15 protein-coding genes are annotated in these 16,644 nt (G+C 72.8%); 4 read left to right on the top strand and 11 right to left on the bottom strand.

Annotation, left to right across the window (positions count from 1 at the left end; all coding sequences use genetic code 11):
* Positions 1-14: 14 nt before the first annotated feature.
* Entirely contained in the window at positions 15-824 is an 810-nt protein-coding gene (locus ACZ60J_RS31135) for an SURF1 family protein (protein ID WP_469686967.1), read from the top strand.
* 42 nt (positions 825-866) lie between these two features.
* Here ACZ60J_RS31135 and ACZ60J_RS31130 read toward each other — a convergent pair whose 3' ends face one another.
* From ACZ60J_RS31130 to ACZ60J_RS31100, 7 genes are all read right to left on the bottom strand, one after another.
* The gene (locus tag ACZ60J_RS31130; protein WP_469686965.1) at positions 867-2,309 is read right to left on the bottom strand and encodes an eL24 family ribosomal protein; all 1,443 of its coding nucleotides are present in this window, start codon (positions 2,307-2,309) and stop codon (positions 867-869) included.
* Complete coding sequence (locus ACZ60J_RS31125) at positions 2,306-3,088, bottom strand: SigE family RNA polymerase sigma factor (protein WP_469686963.1); 783 nt, start codon at positions 3,086-3,088, stop codon at positions 2,306-2,308. The genes ACZ60J_RS31130 and ACZ60J_RS31125 overlap by 4 nt, the downstream gene beginning before the upstream one ends.
* 159 nt (positions 3,089-3,247) lie before the next feature.
* A complete protein-coding gene (locus tag ACZ60J_RS31120; RefSeq protein WP_469686961.1) occupies positions 3,248-4,336 on the bottom strand; it encodes an aspartate-semialdehyde dehydrogenase in 1,089 nt (362 codons plus the stop codon).
* Positions 4,333-5,610, bottom strand: coding sequence for an aspartate kinase (locus ACZ60J_RS31115; protein ID WP_469686959.1), 1,278 nt, complete (start codon positions 5,608-5,610; stop codon positions 4,333-4,335). Before ACZ60J_RS31115 ends, ACZ60J_RS31120 begins: the two co-directional genes overlap by 4 nt.
* A 157-nt stretch (positions 5,611-5,767) precedes the next feature.
* On the bottom strand, positions 5,768-6,415 hold the full coding sequence (locus ACZ60J_RS31110) for a DUF5063 domain-containing protein (RefSeq protein WP_382975100.1): 648 nt from the start codon (positions 6,413-6,415) through the stop codon (positions 5,768-5,770).
* Positions 6,408-7,007, bottom strand: coding sequence for a recombination mediator RecR (gene recR, locus ACZ60J_RS31105; protein WP_469686957.1), 600 nt, complete (start codon positions 7,005-7,007; stop codon positions 6,408-6,410). The genes ACZ60J_RS31110 and recR overlap by 8 nt, the downstream gene beginning before the upstream one ends.
* Before the next feature lie 57 nt (positions 7,008-7,064).
* The gene (locus tag ACZ60J_RS31100) at positions 7,065-7,409 is read right to left on the bottom strand and encodes a YbaB/EbfC family nucleoid-associated protein (protein ID WP_469686956.1); all 345 of its coding nucleotides are present in this window, start codon (positions 7,407-7,409) and stop codon (positions 7,065-7,067) included.
* Positions 7,410-7,675: 266 nt separating this feature from the next.
* Between ACZ60J_RS31100 and ACZ60J_RS31095 the strand changes: the two genes are divergently transcribed.
* Positions 7,676-8,401: an SLATT domain-containing protein gene (locus ACZ60J_RS31095; protein ID WP_469686954.1), complete on the top strand. Its 726-nt coding sequence runs from the start codon at positions 7,676-7,678 to the stop codon at positions 8,399-8,401.
* A 58-nt stretch (positions 8,402-8,459) separates the two neighbouring features.
* Here ACZ60J_RS31095 and ACZ60J_RS31090 read toward each other — a convergent pair whose 3' ends face one another.
* The 4 genes from ACZ60J_RS31090 to ACZ60J_RS31075 all read right to left on the bottom strand — a co-directional run bounded on the left by ACZ60J_RS31090 (position 8,460) and on the right by ACZ60J_RS31075 (position 14,189).
* The gene (locus ACZ60J_RS31090) at positions 8,460-9,110 is read right to left on the bottom strand and encodes a hypothetical protein (RefSeq protein WP_469686952.1); all 651 of its coding nucleotides are present in this window, start codon (positions 9,108-9,110) and stop codon (positions 8,460-8,462) included.
* Positions 9,111-9,297: 187 nt separating this feature from the next.
* Complete coding sequence (locus tag ACZ60J_RS31085) at positions 9,298-11,850, bottom strand: glycosyltransferase 87 family protein (RefSeq protein ID WP_469686951.1); 2,553 nt, start codon at positions 11,848-11,850, stop codon at positions 9,298-9,300.
* Positions 11,847-12,527, bottom strand: coding sequence for a GntR family transcriptional regulator (locus tag ACZ60J_RS31080; RefSeq protein WP_469686949.1), 681 nt, complete (start codon positions 12,525-12,527; stop codon positions 11,847-11,849). The genes ACZ60J_RS31085 and ACZ60J_RS31080 overlap by 4 nt, the downstream gene beginning before the upstream one ends.
* A 309-nt stretch (positions 12,528-12,836) precedes the next feature.
* On the bottom strand, positions 12,837-14,189 hold the full coding sequence (locus tag ACZ60J_RS31075; protein ID WP_469686948.1) for an aminotransferase class III-fold pyridoxal phosphate-dependent enzyme: 1,353 nt from the start codon (positions 14,187-14,189) through the stop codon (positions 12,837-12,839).
* A 216-nt stretch (positions 14,190-14,405) separates the two neighbouring features.
* On the opposite strand from ACZ60J_RS31075, the gene ACZ60J_RS31070 reads away from it, so the two are divergent.
* Together ACZ60J_RS31070 and ACZ60J_RS31065 are read left to right on the top strand one after the other, a co-directional pair.
* On the top strand, positions 14,406-15,104 hold the full coding sequence (locus ACZ60J_RS31070) for a type 1 glutamine amidotransferase family protein (RefSeq protein WP_469687276.1): 699 nt from the start codon (positions 14,406-14,408) through the stop codon (positions 15,102-15,104).
* Between the two features lie 856 nt (positions 15,105-15,960).
* Complete coding sequence (locus ACZ60J_RS31065) at positions 15,961-16,398, top strand: MarR family winged helix-turn-helix transcriptional regulator (protein WP_469687274.1); 438 nt, start codon at positions 15,961-15,963, stop codon at positions 16,396-16,398.
* Positions 16,399-16,644 lie beyond the last annotated feature (246 nt).

Here is a 16,644-nt window from a genome sequence, read left to right as displayed (position 1 = left end):
CGTACGGTGGAGGGGTGCACCGGTTTCTCCTGACCCCGCGCTGGTGGGGGATCAACGTCTTCGTCGCGCTCGGCGTCCCCTTCTGCCTGTTCATGGGCACCTGGCAGCTCGGCCGGTTCGAGGACCGCGTCGACACCCACAAGGAGGCGACCAGCGCACGCCCCGCCGAACAGGGGGCCGCGCCGCTGGACTCGCTGCTCCCGGTGGACAAGAAGACCTCCGGACGGCTCGCCTCGGTCTCCGGCGAGTACGCCGACCAGCTGCTGGTCCCCGAGCGGCGGCTCGACGGGAAGTCGGGCTTCTACGTCCTGACCCTGCTCAAGACCGACACCGGCAAGGCCGTCCCCGTGGTCCGGGGCTGGCTGCCCGGGGCCGCCGACGCGGGCCGGGCCCCGGCCCCGCCGACCGGGCGGGTCGAGGTGACGGGGGCGCTCCAGGCCTCGGAGAACTCCACCAGCAAGGGCGTGTACTCCGCGGGCGGGCTGCCGGCCGGGCAGCTCGGCGTGATCGGGGCCGCCTCGCTCGTCAACATCGTGCCGTACGGCCTGTACGACGCCTGGCTGACCGTGCAGACCCCCGCCGACGGGATGACTCCGGTGCCGGCCAAGGCTCCGGCCAACACCGGGCTGGACCTGAAGGCCTTCCAGAACCTCGGCTACACCGGCGAGTGGTTCGTCTTCGCCGCGTTCGTGCTCTTCATGTGGTTCCGGCTGTACCGGCGCGAGGTGGAGACCCTGCGCGACGCGGAGGCCGGCCTGCTCACCGGGACCCCGGCGGAGCAGGACCCGGCGGAGCCCGCCCCGGCCGGGGCCGGCTCCGCGTAACGTCCGTCCGTCCGTCCGGTCGGAGGGCTTGACCGGACAGGGCTACTTGAGCGGGATGACGCCCGTCCGGTAGACGGTTCCGCCGCACGCGTCCGCGATCGTCAGCTGCGTCGTCGGGCCGTCGGGACCGTCCGGATTGGGAGTGTGGGCCACCAGGGCGCCGAGCGGCGGGGCAGCCGCCTGCCCCTGGCCCGTGTCGGTGCCCGTCCCCGAGCCGTCCCCGGAGCCCTCGGGCGGGTTGCCCCCGTTCGCGCTGGGGCAACCGCCCTCCGGCGGCACCCACGCGAACCGGACCTCGTACTGCGCGTTCGGCGCGAGCACCAGCCGCAGGGTCTCCACCGACGGGTCGGGCAGCAGGCCGGTCGCCGCATCGCCCGTGACGTGGTTGACGACGGTCACCGGCGCGCCGCCCTGGAAGGCCGGGCCCGCCGCCAGCGACTCCGGACCGCGGACGGTGCAGCTGCGCCCCGACACGTTGGTGACCTTGAAGCTGCCGGCGACCTTGCCGCCGGACGACGGGGACTTGAGACTGCCCGACACGGAGATCTGGCTCTGGGCGCAGTTGGGCACGACCACGGAGACGGGCGGCAGAGCGCCGCCGCCCACGGAGCCGGTGGCGCCGGGGGTGGCCGCGGGGGCGCGGGGCGGGACGTTCGGGCCGCCGATGCTCGGGTAGGCGCCGCCGTCCGGCAGGGGCGGCATCGTACTGGCGTCCCCGTCGTCCGACTTGTCCTTGCCGTCCTTGTCCTTGCCGGTGGTCTTCTTGGGCTTCGGGCGGGAGCCGGAGCCGTTCTGGTGCAGGCCCGACCCGTCCTTCGAGTCCCCGCCCTTCTGGCCGTGGCCCGCCACGGTGGAACGGTCGGAGCTTCCGCCCGTCCCGGAGGCCAGGAGCAGGCTCACCGGGATCCCACCGCCCAGCACCACGACGGCCGCCGCCGCGGCGACGAGGATCCGCCGGTTGCGGACCCGGCGCGCGGGGACCGCGTACCGCAGCCGCTCCAGCGCGTTGCCGGAGGGTTCGATCCCGCCGACGACCCCGTGCAGCAGACCGCGCAGCACGTCCTCCTCGGGCACGGGCGCGGAGCCGGCGGGCTTGACGACGTCGGGCTTGACGAGGGCGAGCTTGGGGGCGGCGGGTTCGGCGACGGCGGGTTCGGCAGCGGACTCCGCGGTGGCGGCCTGCTCGGAACCGGCGTCCTCCGCCGTGTCCTGAGCCTCCGCCGTGTCCTGAGCCTCGGCCGTGTCCTGAGCCGCGGTCAGGTCCTGAGCCTCAGCCGTCTCGGGAGCCTCAGCCGTGTCGGAGGCCTCAGCCGTGTCGGAAGCCTCGGCCGTCTCCTGGGCCTCGGCCGTGTCCGGCGTGCTCGCCTTGCCCAGCACGAGCGCCCGCAGGGCCTCCGGGCCGCCGGAGGCGGACGCACCGGACAGGCCGGGCAGCTCGCCGTCCCGGGCGTCGTTGGCCTCGTTGTTCTTCCGGTCCTCACTCATGACTGCGCAGCCTCCATCGCCACCCGCAGCGCGGCAATGCCCCGCGACCCGTACGCCTTGACCGAACCGAGCGACAGTCCCAGGGTGTCGGCAACCTGAACTTCCGTCATGTCCGCGAAGTAGCGCAGCACCAGCACCTCGCGCTGGCGTCGCTGGAGCCCGCGCATCGCCTTGATGAGATCGTCCCGTTCCAGGAGGTCGTACGCGCCTTCCTCGGCGCTCGCCATGTCCGGCATCGGCTTCGACAGAAGCTTCAGGCCGAGGATGCGGCGGCGCAGGGTGGAGCGCGAGAGGTTGACGACGGTCTGGCGCAGGTAGGCCAGGGTCTTGTCCCGGTCCCGGACCCGGTTGCGGGCCGAGTGGACGCGGATGAAGGCCTCCTGGACGACGTCCTCGCAGGAGGCGGTGTCGTCGAGGAGCAGCGCGGCGAGGCCCAGCAGCGAGCGGTAGTGCGCCTGGTAGGTCTCCGTCAGGTAGTCGACGGTGGTCCCCGCGACCACCTCGACGACCTCGGGCAGCTCGGCCGACCGGGTGCTCGTGGTGCCCTCCGCGCTGCTGCGCGGGCCGGGCACACGGCCGTCCTCGGCCGGTGCGGCCGGGTGGACGCCGGGCGCTGCGGGCACCCCGGGAAGCAGGGGGGCTCCGGTCGCCGTATCGGCGGGCGGAACGGGAACGATCACCGGGAGCCCACCGGGCGTGCGGGGGCGCCGACGCAGCGGGACCGGGATCTTCCCGGCGCGCGTCGGTATGACGGGGAGTTCGAGCAATGCTTCTGCCACGCCAGTTGGACTCGCGTCCCCCTGTGAGGGTTGTACGCGCACGGCAGATTCATCGGCGGGATTCTCATCGTCTTCTTGCGTAGCCGCACACCCGGACGCGCGTCGTCGTACGACGACAGCCGTCGGGCCATCCACTCGATCAAGGGATTAACGATGATCCTACAAAGTGAAGGACCCAAAATCAGCCGCGATCAGCTCCGCAGTTTGTGTGGCATTGAGCGCAGCACCCTGGCGGAGGTTGTCCGCGCAGACGAAGAACTCCAGCGCCCGCGGGTCGTCGAGCGAGCGCCGCACCCGTCCCACCCAGGCCGGATCCGTTCCCGCGGCGTCCGACGGGGTCGGGAACTCCCCCGCGGCCGGGTCGTCGACGAGGACCACCCCGGGCGCCGATTCCAGGATCTCCCGGGCGCGCACCGCCTCGACGGCGCCCTCGAAACGGGCCCGTACGGTCAGCGAGTGCCCGGTCAGTACGGGTACCTGTACGCAGGTCACGGACACCGGCAGCTCCGCCAGGTCCAGGATCCGGCGTACTTGCGCCCGTACGGCCAGCTCGTGCGAGGACCAGCCGTCCTCGCGGAGCTCACCGGACCACGGCAGCACGTTGAGCGCGAGCGGACCCGCGAAGGGCCCGGTCTCCTCGCCCACGGCCCGGCGCACGTCCCCGGGGTGCTCCCCCAGGGAGGTGCCGGCGACGAGCGACAGCTGGCGGCGCAGCGCCTCCGAGCCGGCCCGGCCGGCCGCGCTCGCGGCCTGGTACGTGGAGACGGCCAGCTCGGCCAGGGCGTACTCGGCGTGCAGCGCGCCCAGGGCCGCGATCATCGCGGCGGTCACGCAGTCGGGCCCGGCGACGATCCCGCGCGGCCGGATCCGGGCGGCGTGGCCGTTCACCTCGGGCAGCACCATCGGGACGTCGGGGTCCTCGCGGAAGGCCGAGGACTGGTCGACCACGACGGCGCCGCGCGCGGTGACGACGGGAGCCCACCGGGCGGACACCTCGGCCGGGGTCAGGAAGAGCGCGATGTCGCCCGCCCCGAGCCCGTCGAAGGCGTCTTCGGTGAGGGCGAGCACCTCGGCCTCCGTACCGCGCACGGTCAGCCTGCGGCCGGCCGAGCGCGAGGAGGCGATCAGGCGTACGTCGCCCCAGACGTCGGCCCGCTGGGACAACATCTGGAGCAGGACGGAGCCGACGGCTCCGGTCGCCCCGACCACGGCGAGTGCCGGAGCCGGGGCCGACCGGGCCCCGGTCAACGTCCCGTGCCTCCGTAGACGACGGCTTCGTCGCCGCTGTCGGAGTCGAGCCCGAAGGCCGTGTGCACGGCGCGGACGGCCTCGTTGACGTCGTCCTGGCGGGTCACGACCGAGATGCGGATCTCCGAGGTGGAGATCAGCTCGATGTTGACGCCCGCGTCGGACAGCGCCTGGAAGAACGAGGCGGTGACGCCCGGGTTGGTCTTCATGCCCGCGCCGACCAGGGAGATCTTGCCGATCTGGTCGTCGTAGCGCAGGGAGTCGAAGCCGATCGTGCCCTTCGCCTTCTCCAGGGCGTCGATGGCCTTGTGGCCCTCGGCCTTGGGGAGGGTGAAGGAGATGTCCGTCAGGCCCGTGGAGGCCGCGGACACGTTCTGCACGATCATGTCGATGTTGATCTCGGCGTCCGCGATGGCGCGGAAGATCGCCGCGGCCTCACCCGGCTTGTCCGGGACGCCGACGACCGTGATCTTGGCTTCGGAGACGTCGTGAGCGACTCCGGAGATGATGGCGTGCTCCACCGGCTCGTCCCCTTGCGGATTCTCGTTGCTGACCCAGGTGCCCGGCAGTCCGGAGAAGGACGAGCGGACGTGGATCGGGATGTTGTAGCGGCGCGCGTACTCGACGCAGCGGTGCAGCAGCACCTTGGAGCCGGAGGCCGCGAGCTCCAGCATGTCCTCGGAGTTGATCCAGTCGATCTTCTTGGCCTTCTTCACGACGCGGGGGTCCGCGGTGAAGACGCCGTCGACGTCGGTGTAGATCTCGCAGACCTCGGCGTCCAGCGCCGCGGCGAGCGCGACGGCGGTCGTGTCCGAGCCGCCCCGGCCGAGGGTGGTGATGTCCTTGCTGTCCGCCGACACGCCCTGGAAGCCGGCGACGATGGCGATGTTGCCCTCGTCCAGCGCAGTGCGGATCCGGCCCGGCGTGACATCGATGATGCGCGCTTTGTTGTGGACCGAGTCGGTGATGACGCCTGCCTGGCTGCCGGTGAACGACTGGGCCTCGTGGCCCAGGTTTTTGATCGCCATGGCCAGCAGGGCCATGGAGATCCGCTCTCCCGCGGTCAGCAGCATGTCGAATTCGCGCCCGGCAGGCATCGGGGACACCTGCTCGGCGAGATCGATCAGCTCGTCCGTCGTGTCGCCCATCGCGGAAACCACGACGACCACTTGGTGGCCGTTCTTCTTGGCATCCACGATCCGCTTGGCAACACGCTTGATGCCTTCGGCATCGGCTACGGAGGAGCCTCCGTACTTCTGCACGACAAGGCCCACGTGCGCTCCTCGCTCAGTCCGTCTCATTGCTGGTGCAGTCTAACGAGCGGCCGCAATACGACCGCCTCGTACCACATCATGAGATGAAAAGATCACAGCAGACGTTCCCTCGCCGGAGCGTCGGCTTCTGCGTGTCCTTCTGCGTGTCCTTCTGCGCTCACTTACGGCCGAGTCCGCCGAGCTCCTCGGCCATGACCTGTCCGGCCACCTCCGCGAGCTCGTCCTCCGCGAGGTCCTCGTCCGTGTCCAGCCCGTCCAGCGCGGCCAGCGGCTGGTCCAGGCGGACGTGCGCGATCAGCGACTGGAGGGCGCGCAGCGTGGCCGACGCCGTGGGGCCCCAGTTGGTGAAGTACGAGAACTGCCACCACCACAGCGCCTCGGTGATCCGGCCCGCCTGGTGGTGGATGAGCCCGTGCCGCAGGTCGGCGACCACGTCGGCCAGGTCATCGGAGATCCGGTGCGGGACCGGGGCCTTGCGCGGCTCGTAGGGGTCGAAGACCTCCGAGTAGACGTCGACGGGCTCCAGCATCACGGCGAACCGCTCGCGCAGGTCGTCCACGTCCGGCTCCGGGCCCAGGTCGGGCTCGTAGCGCTCGTCGGGCAGGACGTCCTGGTACGCGCCCAGCCGGCCGCCCGCCAGCAGCAGCTGGGACACCTCCAGGAGGAGGAAGGGCACGGCGCTGTCCGGGTCCTCGCCCTTGGCCACCTCGGTGACCGCGACGATGAAGGACTCGATCTGGTCCGCGATCGAAGCCGCGAAGTCGTCCGGATCCAGTCCCAGGGCGTGCAGCGTTGCGTCAGACATCGAGAAGTCGCCTTCCTTCAAAGGCCCGCCCGAGCGTGACCTCGTCCGCGTACTCCAGATCTCCCCCGACGGGGAGCCCGCTGGCCAGGCGGGTCACCTTGAGGCCCATGGGCTTCATCATGCGGGCGAGGTAGGTGGCGGTCGCCTCGCCTTCCAGATTCGGGTCGGTCGCGATGATCAGCTCGGTGACCGTCCCGTCCGCGAGCCGCGCCAGCAGCTCCCGGATGCGCAGATCGTCCGGGCCGACGCCCTCGATCGGGCTGATCGCGCCGCCGAGGACGTGGTACCGGCCCCGGAACTCGCGGGTCCGCTCGATCGCGACGACGTCCTTCGACTCCTCGACCACGCAGATGACCGACAGGTCGCGGCGCTGGTCGCGGCAGATGTTGCACCGCACCTCCTGCGCCACGTTCCCGCACACCTCGCAGAACCGGACCTTGTCCTTGACCTCCAGCAGCGCGTGCGCGAGGCGGCGGACGTCGGTGGGCTCGGCCTGCAGGATGTGGAAGGCGATCCGCTGCGCGCTCTTGGGCCCGACGCCGGGCAGCCTGCCCAGTTCGTCGATCAGGTCCTGGACCACGCCTTCGTACAACGGACTGCCTTCTTTCGGGACGGGAGGGACACCGGGCCGGGGAGGCCCGGGGAGGGACTAGAACGGAAGGCCGGGGATACCGCTGCCGCCGCCCAGGCCCTGCGCCAGCGGGCCCAGCTTCTGCTGCTGGAGCGCCTGCGCATTCTCGTTGGCCGCCTGGACCGCCGCGACCACCAGGTCCGCGAGCGTCTCGGTGTCCTCGGGGTCCACGGCCTTCGGGTCGATCACCAGCGCACGCAGTTCACCGGAACCGGTGACGGTCGCCGTCACCAGGCCGCCGCCGGCCTGACCCTCGACCTCGGTGCGCGCCAGCTCGTCCTGCGCCACGGCGAGGTCCTGCTGCATCTTCTGGGCCTGCTGGAGCAGCTGCTGCATGTCGGGCATGCCACCACCGGGAATCACAGGTACTCACTCCGTCGCGTCGGGCCAAGCGCCGGCGGCTTGGTCAATCCGAGCCTACGTGCTCCCCGGGCGCCGCGCCCTACGCCGTGAGGACCAACTCTTTCGAGTGAGAGACGAGGCGTGCGCGTACCTGATGACGCCCCCCTTGCGGGCGGAAATCCCGGGAATCGTTGCCCACCGCGTCTCATTCGAAGGTAGGAAGAGCATGCGCACCATTGCGCACACGCGCACCATCACACGTTCAGCGCAGGCAGGGGAGTGCCCGGGTGAGTCAGCCGGAGATGCAGCCCGAGGGGCCACCCCGGGATCCCGCTGAGGACGGCGACCTGACCGGCCGGCCGTTCCCTCTCGGGGACTGGGGCGAGCCCGCGGAGCGGCTCGACGAGCTCTACCGACGGGTCGAGGCCGATGCGCTGCGCACCGCCGAGTGGTACCTGTCGGACCGGGCGTGGAAGCGCCGGGGGGCCCGGATCCTGCGGATCGGGGCCGCCGTCGGCGCGGTCGCGGGCGCCTCGATGCCGCTGCTGGAGCTGACCGGCTCGGTGCCCGGAGCGGCCTCCTACGGCTATCTCGCGCTGCTCCTGGGCGCGGCCTGCCTGGGCTGCGACCGGTTCTTCGGCCTGACCTCGGGCTGGATGCGGGACGTGGCGACGGCGCAGGCCGTGCAGCGGCGACTGCAGACCCTGCAGTTCGACTGGGCCACGGAGAACGTGCGCGAGATCCTGGGACCGACCGAGGGCACCGCCAGCGAGGCCGCGGAGCGCTGCCTGACCGTGCTGCGCCGCTTCTCGGAGGACGTGACCGAGCTCGTGCGCTCGGAGACCGCGGAGTGGATGGTCGAGTTCAGCTCCGGCCACGCCCCGCTGGTCATGCAGTCCCTGGGCGCGGGCGGATCCCGCTCGGAGGCGTACGTCCCGCCGGCCCGCTTCCCGCTCCCCCCGGGCACCCGCCCCAACATGCCCCGGCAGCGACCGCCGGAGCAGCCGCGCTGAACGGGGCGGGGCCGGTTCCGCCGTGCGGAACCGGCCCCGCCCGTGCGTACGGGCCGTCTCAGCTGAAGATGATCATCGAGCCCTGGCCGAGGCTCCGGGTCGCCGCCGCGTGCAGGCCCAGCCACACGTGCCGCTCCCGCGCGAAGGGGCTGTCGTCGTACGGGATCGGCCCGGCGGGCTCTTCCAGCGACGTCGGCCGCCCCGGGGGCGCCGGGGCCAGCGGCGGGTTCATCGGGTCTATCCCGATCACGGGCGCCACCAGCGCCAGCTCGCGCAGCAGGCCCTGCGCGGACCCCAGCGGCCCGCCCCCGGCCAGCAGCTCCTCGTTGGCCAGCGGGTAGGCGAAGTCCACGGGGACGTAGGCCCCCGCGTGGTCGTAGTGCCACACCAGGTGCGACTGCTGGGCCGTCGGCTCGAACATCTCCAGCAGCTGCTCGTAGTCCCCGCCCAGCTCGTCCACCGGGGTCACCGGCAGCCCGCAGATCTGGAGCAGGTAGGCCCGCCTCAGGAAGTGCAGGGCGTCGTAGTCGAAGCCGGCCACCGGGGCGACGTCCCCGGACAGCCCCGGCATGTAGGCGAACACCGGCACGGACGGCAGTCCGGCCTCGCCCAGCGCCTTGTCGTACGAGGCGATCTCTTCCGCGAAGGGGTTGTCGGGGCTGTGGCACAGCACGTCGACAAGGGGGACCAGCCACAGGTCACAGGCCACTCGGCCTCCGATCAGTCGTTGCCGCCGATCGGGCCAGCGTAGTGCGCCGGACACGCTCAGCGAAGGGGTGAGCAGAACCTTGGGACGGGAACCCGCGCGGGATCGTCGCCGGACCCGCGCAGGATCTTCGCCGGATCAGCGCCGGACCGTACGCCGGACCCGCGCCGGACCGACGCCGGATCCGTGCCTACGGCTCCCCCGGGCCCACCCTCCAGACCCACACGTCGCGCACCTGCTCCGGATCCCGGCCCAGGAGCCCGGTGAGCAGGTCCCGCAGCTCGGTGTCCCGGTCCTGGAAGGGCAGGACGACCGCGCCGGCCTTCCAGTACTCCAGGTCCTGGCGGGCCTGCAGCCGCCAGGAGGCGGTGACCTCGGGCGGCTGCGCGCCGTAGCGGACGTCGCGCAGGAGGTTCGAGAGGTGCCGCGGGGTGGCCCCGTAGATGCCGATCCGGTCGGGGCCCCACGGGCCGTTGAAGTAGCCGCCGGCCAGCCGGAAGCCGAAGTCCGCCTCCACCTGCCAGTGCAGCGCGTCCGCCTGGCCAGGGTCCGGCAGCGGTACCGGAACGAGTGCCTCCCCGTCCTTGACGTAGCCCTTCCAGTCCCCGGAGGTGATGAACGCGGGCACCGGCGCGCGGTCCCGTACGGTCAGCGGCAGCGGCAGGACCGGGATCAGCGCGGCCGCCGCCCCCAGCAGGCCCAGGGTGCGCAGTTCGCGGGTGCGCAGCCGGAGGATCCGGTCGAGCGCGAGGGCGAGCAGGATGCCGAGGACCGGGGCGCACACCATCGCCACGCGCCCCTCGATCACCGACTCGAAGAGCGGGAGCTTGATCATCAGCCGCCAGGGTCCCGGCAGCACGATCTCCGTGCGGGGTACGGGCACCCACGGCCCGAGGGACAGCAGGAGCGCGGCGAAGCCGGTGAGCGCGAGGGCCCGTACGGCCTTGCTCCGCCACAGCCACACGCACACGGCGACGCCGAAGGCGAGCAGGGGCCAGCCGTAGAAGGCGTTCTGCTCGGTGGTGTTCAGGGAGAGCTTGCCGGCCGTCTCGGGGTCGCCGAAGAGGGACCGGGAGGCGTACTCGATCAGGGCGCGCGGGCTGTTCCCGGCGTTGTCCCCGTGCAGGACCGAGTGGTAGCTCTGCGGGCCGAAGAACTGCCAGTACAGCGGTACGGCCACCAGCGGCAGGCACACGGCGAGCGCGACGGCCAGACCGGAGCCCAGCGGCCGCGCGGCCGCGAGGGCGCGGCGGCGGTCGACGAGGAGGTAGGCCACGCAGAAGACCAGCATGCCGAGCGCGGCGATGAGCAGCGGCTCTTCGCCGATGAAGATCTGGTACGTCGCGAAGAGCCCGAGCAGCACCCCGTCACGCGTCACGCTGCGACGTTCCCGGTGGGCCTCGCACAGGCGCAGGGCCCGGTCGATGATCAGCGGGATCATGAAGAGGACGACGAAGTTCGGATGGCCGTTGGCGTGCGAGACCATCGGCGGCGCGAAGGCGGCGAGCGCCCCGCCCGCGGCGGCCGCCCAGCGGCTGCGCACGAACCGGCGGCGGATCAGCCAGTACCAGGTCCAGGCGCTCGCGGCCATGCCGAGCGTGAGGACCAGCGCGAAGGTGACGGTCTCACCGAAGAGCAGCGTGACCGGGATCAGCGGGACGTTCAGGCCGAGCATCGTGGCGTTGGCCATCAGGTTCACGCCGTCGGGCATGCCCTGGGAGAGGGTGAAGAGCGGGTTGCGGAAGTGGGTGACGTTGTCGGTGGTGACACCGACGAACCACTCCCACTGGTTCTGGTCCTGGAGCGCGTCGGCGAGGTAGGCGCCGTCGAGGTCCGCCCACAGTCCCTGGAAGACGTAGAGGGAGAGCAGGAGGAAGACGCCGGCCACGGCGAGGCCGCCGGCGTTGAGGCGGAACAGGTCGCCGAGGGCCTGGCGGCGGTCGGGGCGCGCGGCCGGAGTCGGGGTGGGGGCGTGCGGGGCTCCGGCCCGGCGGGCCGGGAGCTCGACCTCCGCCACGTGCCAGCCCTGGCGGCGGACCCAGCGCAGGACCTCGGCGTCGATGGCCGGTCCGTCGAGGGTGGAAGCCCCGAAGGCGGCGCGGGCGCGGTCGCCGTCGAAGAGGGCGAAGGCGCAGGTGTCCGCACGGAATCCCGGTATGCCGGGGATGCCGACGGCACGGGCCAGGCGGCCCCGGGAGCGGCCGAGGACCACGGCGGGCGGCGCCTCGTCCGGCTGCGCAGTGCCCGGGGCCAGGACTTCTTCGAGGCGGGCCAGCTCGTCGAGCGGGGTGCCCGGCGCGGCTTCGGTGAGCAGCACCCGGTCGCCCGCGGAGGCGAGCACTCCGGCGCGGAGGGCCGCGCCCTTGCCGTGCCCGTCGGCGGCGTCGAGGCGGATCAGCCGGATCCGGGGGTCCTCGGTGGCGTCTGCGTCCGCCGTGGCGGTCGCGGCGTCGGCGGTCGCGGCGTCGGTGGTCGCGGCGTCGGTGGTCGCGGCGTCGGTGACCAGGAGGAGTTCCCAGGCGCCCGGACCCGTGCCGCAGTGCGCGTCGAGGTGCTCGCGCAGGCTGGTGAGGGTGGGCTCCGGGACCGGAGCGGGGACGACGACGGACAGGCCGACGGCGCCGAGCCAGCGCGCACCGGCGGAGGCCCTCTTCCCCTGGTCGGCGCCGACGGCGCTCTCGGCGCTCCCAGTGCTCTCGGCGGTCTCGGTGCTCTCCGCGCCCACGGCGCTCTCGCCGCTCACGCGGCGGCCGCCTTCAGGCCGTCGGCCCAGTCCAGACCGTGCTGGTTGTACGCGTGCACGAGGCGCCGTACCTCCTCGGCGTCCGCGCGGGTCACCGCGTCGATCAGTTCGTTGTGGCCGGACCAGAGGCCGGCGCGCAGGTCCGGCTCCGCCTTCAGGTAGGGCACGGAGAACACCCAGCACTGCACCCGGATCCGGTGCAGGAACTCGGAGATGTAGATGTTGCCGACCAGCCCGCTCAGCTCCCTCCAGAAGCGCAGGTCGTAGCCGATCAGCACTTCGAGCGAGCCGTTCAGCGCCGCCCGTCGCGCCTCTTCCGCCCGGCGGCGCACCGAGACCAGCCGTTCCCCGGAGCCGGGGGCGGTGCCGCGTTCCACGAGCCTGCGGAAGATGCCTTCCACGATCAACGTACGAGCCTCGATCATGCCCCGGAAATCGTCCACGGTGAAGACTCGGACGCGGAAGCCGCGGTGCTGGATCGAGTCGAGCAGGCCCTGCGCGGAGAGGTCGACGAGGGCCTCGCGGACGGGGGTCGCGGAGACCTCGTACTTCTCGGCGATCTGTTTGACGGTGAACTCGCTCCCGGCCGCCAGGCGCCCCGCCAGCACCTCGTCACGCAGCGCGTCCGCGATCTGCTGGCGAAGTGTGTTGCGGGTGACAGCTCCGCTGCCTGGCATAGGGGTCCGTCTCCATCTGTGGGCTTCGGACACCTTAGGCCAGGCAGCACGGCCGAAACCGATCGCTCGATGGCCGCTATGTGGATTTAGCGCTCGTTATCCGGACGGACCGCGCTTCCCTTCTTGATCATCCGGCCCTGCGCGGGGGCCCACCCGGGGCACCCGCGCAGGGCCGTCCTTGCTGCTAGGAGCCTGTTCGGGGCCCGCTCGGAGGGCGTTCGCGGCCCGTCCGGGCCTCCCCTCCCACCTCGGTCCCGGGGGTGCGCTCCAGGCTCGCGCACCCCCCGGCAGCCGTCGACGCGGCCCGGGTCAGGCCGAAACGTGACGGTCGGCGACGGTCAGCGCGTCGTCCAGCAGGGCCAGGCCCTCCTTCGCGTCCGCTTCCGTGATGTTGCACGGGGGGACGACGTGGGTGCGGTTCATATTGACGAACGGCCACAGCCCGGACGCCTTGCAGGCCGCGGCGAACTCGGCCATCGGCGCGTTGTCGGCGCCCGCGGCGTTGTAGGGAACGAGCGGCTCGCGCGTCTCCTTGTCCCGTACGAGTTCCAGGGCCCAGAAGGTGCCCAGTCCGCGCACCTCCCCGACCGAGGGGTGGCGCTCCGCGAGCTCGGCGAGGGCCGGGCCGATCACGTTCTCGCCGAGGTGGGCGGAGTGCTCGACGACGCCCTCCTCCTCCATCGCGTTCATCGTCGCGACGGCGGCGGCGCAGGCGAGGGGGTGACCGGAGTAGGTCAGCCCGCCCGGGTAGGGGCGGGTGGCGAAGGTCTCGGCGATCGCGCCGGAGATCGCGACGCCGCCGAGCGGGACGTAGCCGCTGTTGACGCCCTTGGCGAAGGTGATCAGGTCGGGGGTGACGTCGAAGTGCTCGGCGGCGAACCACTTGCCGGTCCGGCCGAAGCCCGACATGACCTCGTCCAGGATGAAGACGATGCCGTAGCGGTCGCAGAGCTCGCGGACGCCGGCCAGGTAGCCGGGGGGCGGGGTCATGATCCCGGCCGTGCCGGGGACCGACTCCAGGATGATCGCGGCGATCGTCGCCGGGCCCTCGAAGGCGATGGTGTCGGCGAGGTGGGTGAGGGCGCGCGCGCACTCCTCGGCCTCGGTGGCCGCGTGGAAGGGCGAGCGGTAGAGGAACGGCCCCCAGAAGTGCACGACGCCGGCGGCGGCCGTGTCGGAGGGCCAGCGGCGCGGGTCGCCGGTCAGGTTGATCGCGGCGGCGGTGGCGCCGTGGTACGAGCGGTAGGTGGACATCACCTTCTGCCGGCCGGTGTGCAGACGGGCCATGCGGACGGCGTTCTCCACGGCCTCGGCGCCGCCGTTGGTGAAGAAGATCTTGTCGAGGTCGCCGGGGGTCCGCTGCGCGATGAGGCGTGCGGCCTCGGAGCGGACGTCCACGGCGAAACCGGGGGCCAGGGTGCAGAGCCTGGCCGCCTGCTCCTGGATGGCGGCGACGACCTTGGGGTGCTGGTGACCGATGTTGGTGTTGACCAGCTGGGAGGCGAAGTCGAGGTACCGGTTGCCGTCGTAGTCCCAGAAGTGCGACCCCTCGGCTTTGGCCACGGCGAGCGGGTCGATCAGGGCCTGGGCGGACCAGGAGTGGAAGACGTGAGCGCGGTCGGCGGCCTTGACGGAGGCGCCCGAGGTGACGTGAGGGGTCATGGCCGCAACCGTAGAAGTGTGCAGGTGGGGAGGGATATCGGCGGTCTGTATGCGGGTGGGGGGCGGGTCTCGGCAGTCTGTCTGGGGAATGATTGACAGCACGCTGTCATGATGGCAGCATGCTGTCATAGGCAGCAGCGGTGACGGCGACACTCACTGGAGGCGAGCACGATGAGCGAGACCCGGACGAAGACGCAGGCGGAGACTCGGACGGAGATGCGGGCCGAGACGGCGACCGGGGCGGAGGCTCGCTCCGCGGAGTCCGCGGGCTCCACCGTGCGCACGGTCCACGTCGCGGTCTACGACACCTACGCCGACTGGGAGACGGGCCACACCACCGCACACCTGACCCAGCACGGCTACGAGGTCCGCACCGTCGGCGTCGCCGCCGGCCGGCCCGTCACCACGATGGGCGGCCTCCGCATCCAGCCCGACCTGGCCCTCGCGGACCTGCGCCCCGAGGAGTCCGCGCTCCTCATCCTGACCGGCGCCGGACTGTGGGACGCGGGCGACGAGCTGGCCCCCTTCGCGGCGAAGGCCGAGGAGTTCCTCGCGGCCGGCGTCCCGGTCGCGGCGATCTGCGGAGCCACGGCCGGCCTCGCCCGCGCGGGAGTCCTGGACGGACGTACGCACACCAGCGCGGCCCCCTTCTACCTCGGCGGCCAGCCGGGCTACGCGGGCGCGGAGCGCTACGTCGACGCCGACGCGGTCACCGACGGGGACCTGATCACGGCCGGACCCACGGAACCGGTGGCGTTCGCGCGCGAGGTCTTCGCCCGCCTGGGGGTGTACGAGCCGCACGTGCTCGACGCCTGGTACCGGCTGTTCCACGACTCCGACGAGAGCGCGTACCCGGTCCTGATGGCGGCGGCCCAGTCCGAGCCGGAGCAGAACCAGGACCCCGGCGATGCGTAACGAGCCCACCCCACACCCCACCGCCCAGCCCTCCCCGACACCGGCCGGAGGCACCGCCTCCACCCCGTCGACACCGGCCGCGGCCGCCACTTCCGCCCCGCTGACACCCCCCACGGCCGCGGAGCCCGCCGGGGCCGCCGAGGCCGCGCAGCCCGCATGGGCCGCCGAAACCGCGCAGCCCTCCGCGGCAGCCCGGACGACCCCGGCACTGTCCGAAGCCACCGCTTCCGCCCCGCTGACATCCCCCGCGGCCGAAGAGCCCGTGGAGCCCGCCGCGGCGACCTCGACGAACCCGACGCCGCCCGGAGGCGCGTCCTCCACCCCGCCGGCAGCGGCCGCAGCCGCGGAGCCCGCATGGGCCGCCGCGACCGCGCTGCCCGCCGAGTCGGCCCCGACGACCCCGGCACCGCCCGAAGCCACCGCCTCCAACCCACCGGCACCGTCCGAAGCCGCCACTTCCGCCCCGCTGACACCCCCCGCCGCCGAGGCCGCGGAGGCCGCCGAGGCGCCCTCGACGAACCCGACGCCGCCCGGAGGCGCCGCCTCCTTCCCGCCAGCACCGGCTGCGGCCGCGCTGCCCGCCGAGTCGGCCCCGACGACCCCGGCACCGTCCGAAGCCACCGCTTCCGCCCCGCCGGCACCGGCCGCGGCCGCGGAGCCTGCCGGGGCCGCGGAGCTCACACCGACAGGGGCCGCCGAACCTTCCGCAGCGGTCTCGGCGACCCCGACGCCGCCCGGAGTCGCGGCCTCCGCCCCGACGGGACCGCCCGTCGGGGCGGCCGGTGCCGCCTCGGCGTCCGCGGGCTCGCGTGCCGAGGGGCCGCGGGACGACGGCCTCCGTGCCCGGCAGGACCTCCTGAGCCGTACGGCCCTCGGGGTGTTCCGGCTCAACGGCCAGTTCCTCTCCGTATCGGAGGAGCTGGCCCGCCCGGCGGGGCTGACCGCAGCCTGGTGGCAGGTGATCGGGGCCGTACTCCGCGAGCCGCTGCCCGTCGCCGGCATCGCCCGGGCCATGGGCATCACCCGGCAGAGCGTGCAGCGCATCGCCGACCTGCTGGCCGCCAAGGGCCTCGCCGAGTACGTCCCGAACCCGGCCCACCGACGGGCGAAGCTGCTGCGGCCCACGGAGGCGGGCCGCGCCGCCATCGCCAGGATCGGCCCGGGCCACGCGGCCCTGGCCACCCGGCTCGCGGAGGCCCTCGGCGAGGACGGCTTCGCCGAAACGGTCCGCGTCCTGGAACGCCTGTCGGCCGCCCTGGACACCCTGCCGCCCCCACCCGACGCGCCGGCCTAGGCCGTCTCCTTCGGATCTTGTCGGCCGAGTCCGCGGTGGCTGGTGCCGTGCCTGGGCGTGCTGCCGGGGCGCTCGCGTACTGGGCGTACTCGGTCGCCCCGGCAGTGCGGCCAGGCGCGGTGCCGGGCGCCGCGGGCCCGGCAAGATCCGAAAGAGACGACCCAGGCCTGTCGTCACAGTCGGTCCGCCTCGCGGGCCCCGGCACGCGCTCTCGCCGCTCCGGGCGGAAGCCTCGTACGTCCGCTT

Source organism: Streptomyces sp. NPDC104226 (assembly GCF_055584085.1).
The sequence above is the reverse complement of the archived record's forward strand: the minus strand, read 5'-3'. Positions and strand labels throughout refer to the sequence as shown.

Coding starts and splice junctions, on each gene's coding strand:
- ACZ60J_RS31130 (WP_469686965.1), bottom strand. CDS start 2,309: ATGAGTGAGGACCGGAAGAACAACGAGGCCAACGACGCCCGGGACGGC.
- ACZ60J_RS31110 (WP_382975100.1), bottom strand. CDS start 6,415: ATGTCTGACGCAACGCTGCACGCCCTGGGACTGGATCCGGACGACTTC.
- ACZ60J_RS31080 (WP_469686949.1), bottom strand. CDS start 12,527: ATGCCAGGCAGCGGAGCTGTCACCCGCAACACACTTCGCCAGCAGATC.
- ACZ60J_RS31075 (WP_469686948.1), bottom strand. CDS start 14,189: ATGACCCCTCACGTCACCTCGGGCGCCTCCGTCAAGGCCGCCGACCGC.
- ACZ60J_RS31070 (WP_469687276.1), top strand. CDS start 14,406: ATGCGGGCCGAGACGGCGACCGGGGCGGAGGCTCGCTCCGCGGAGTCC.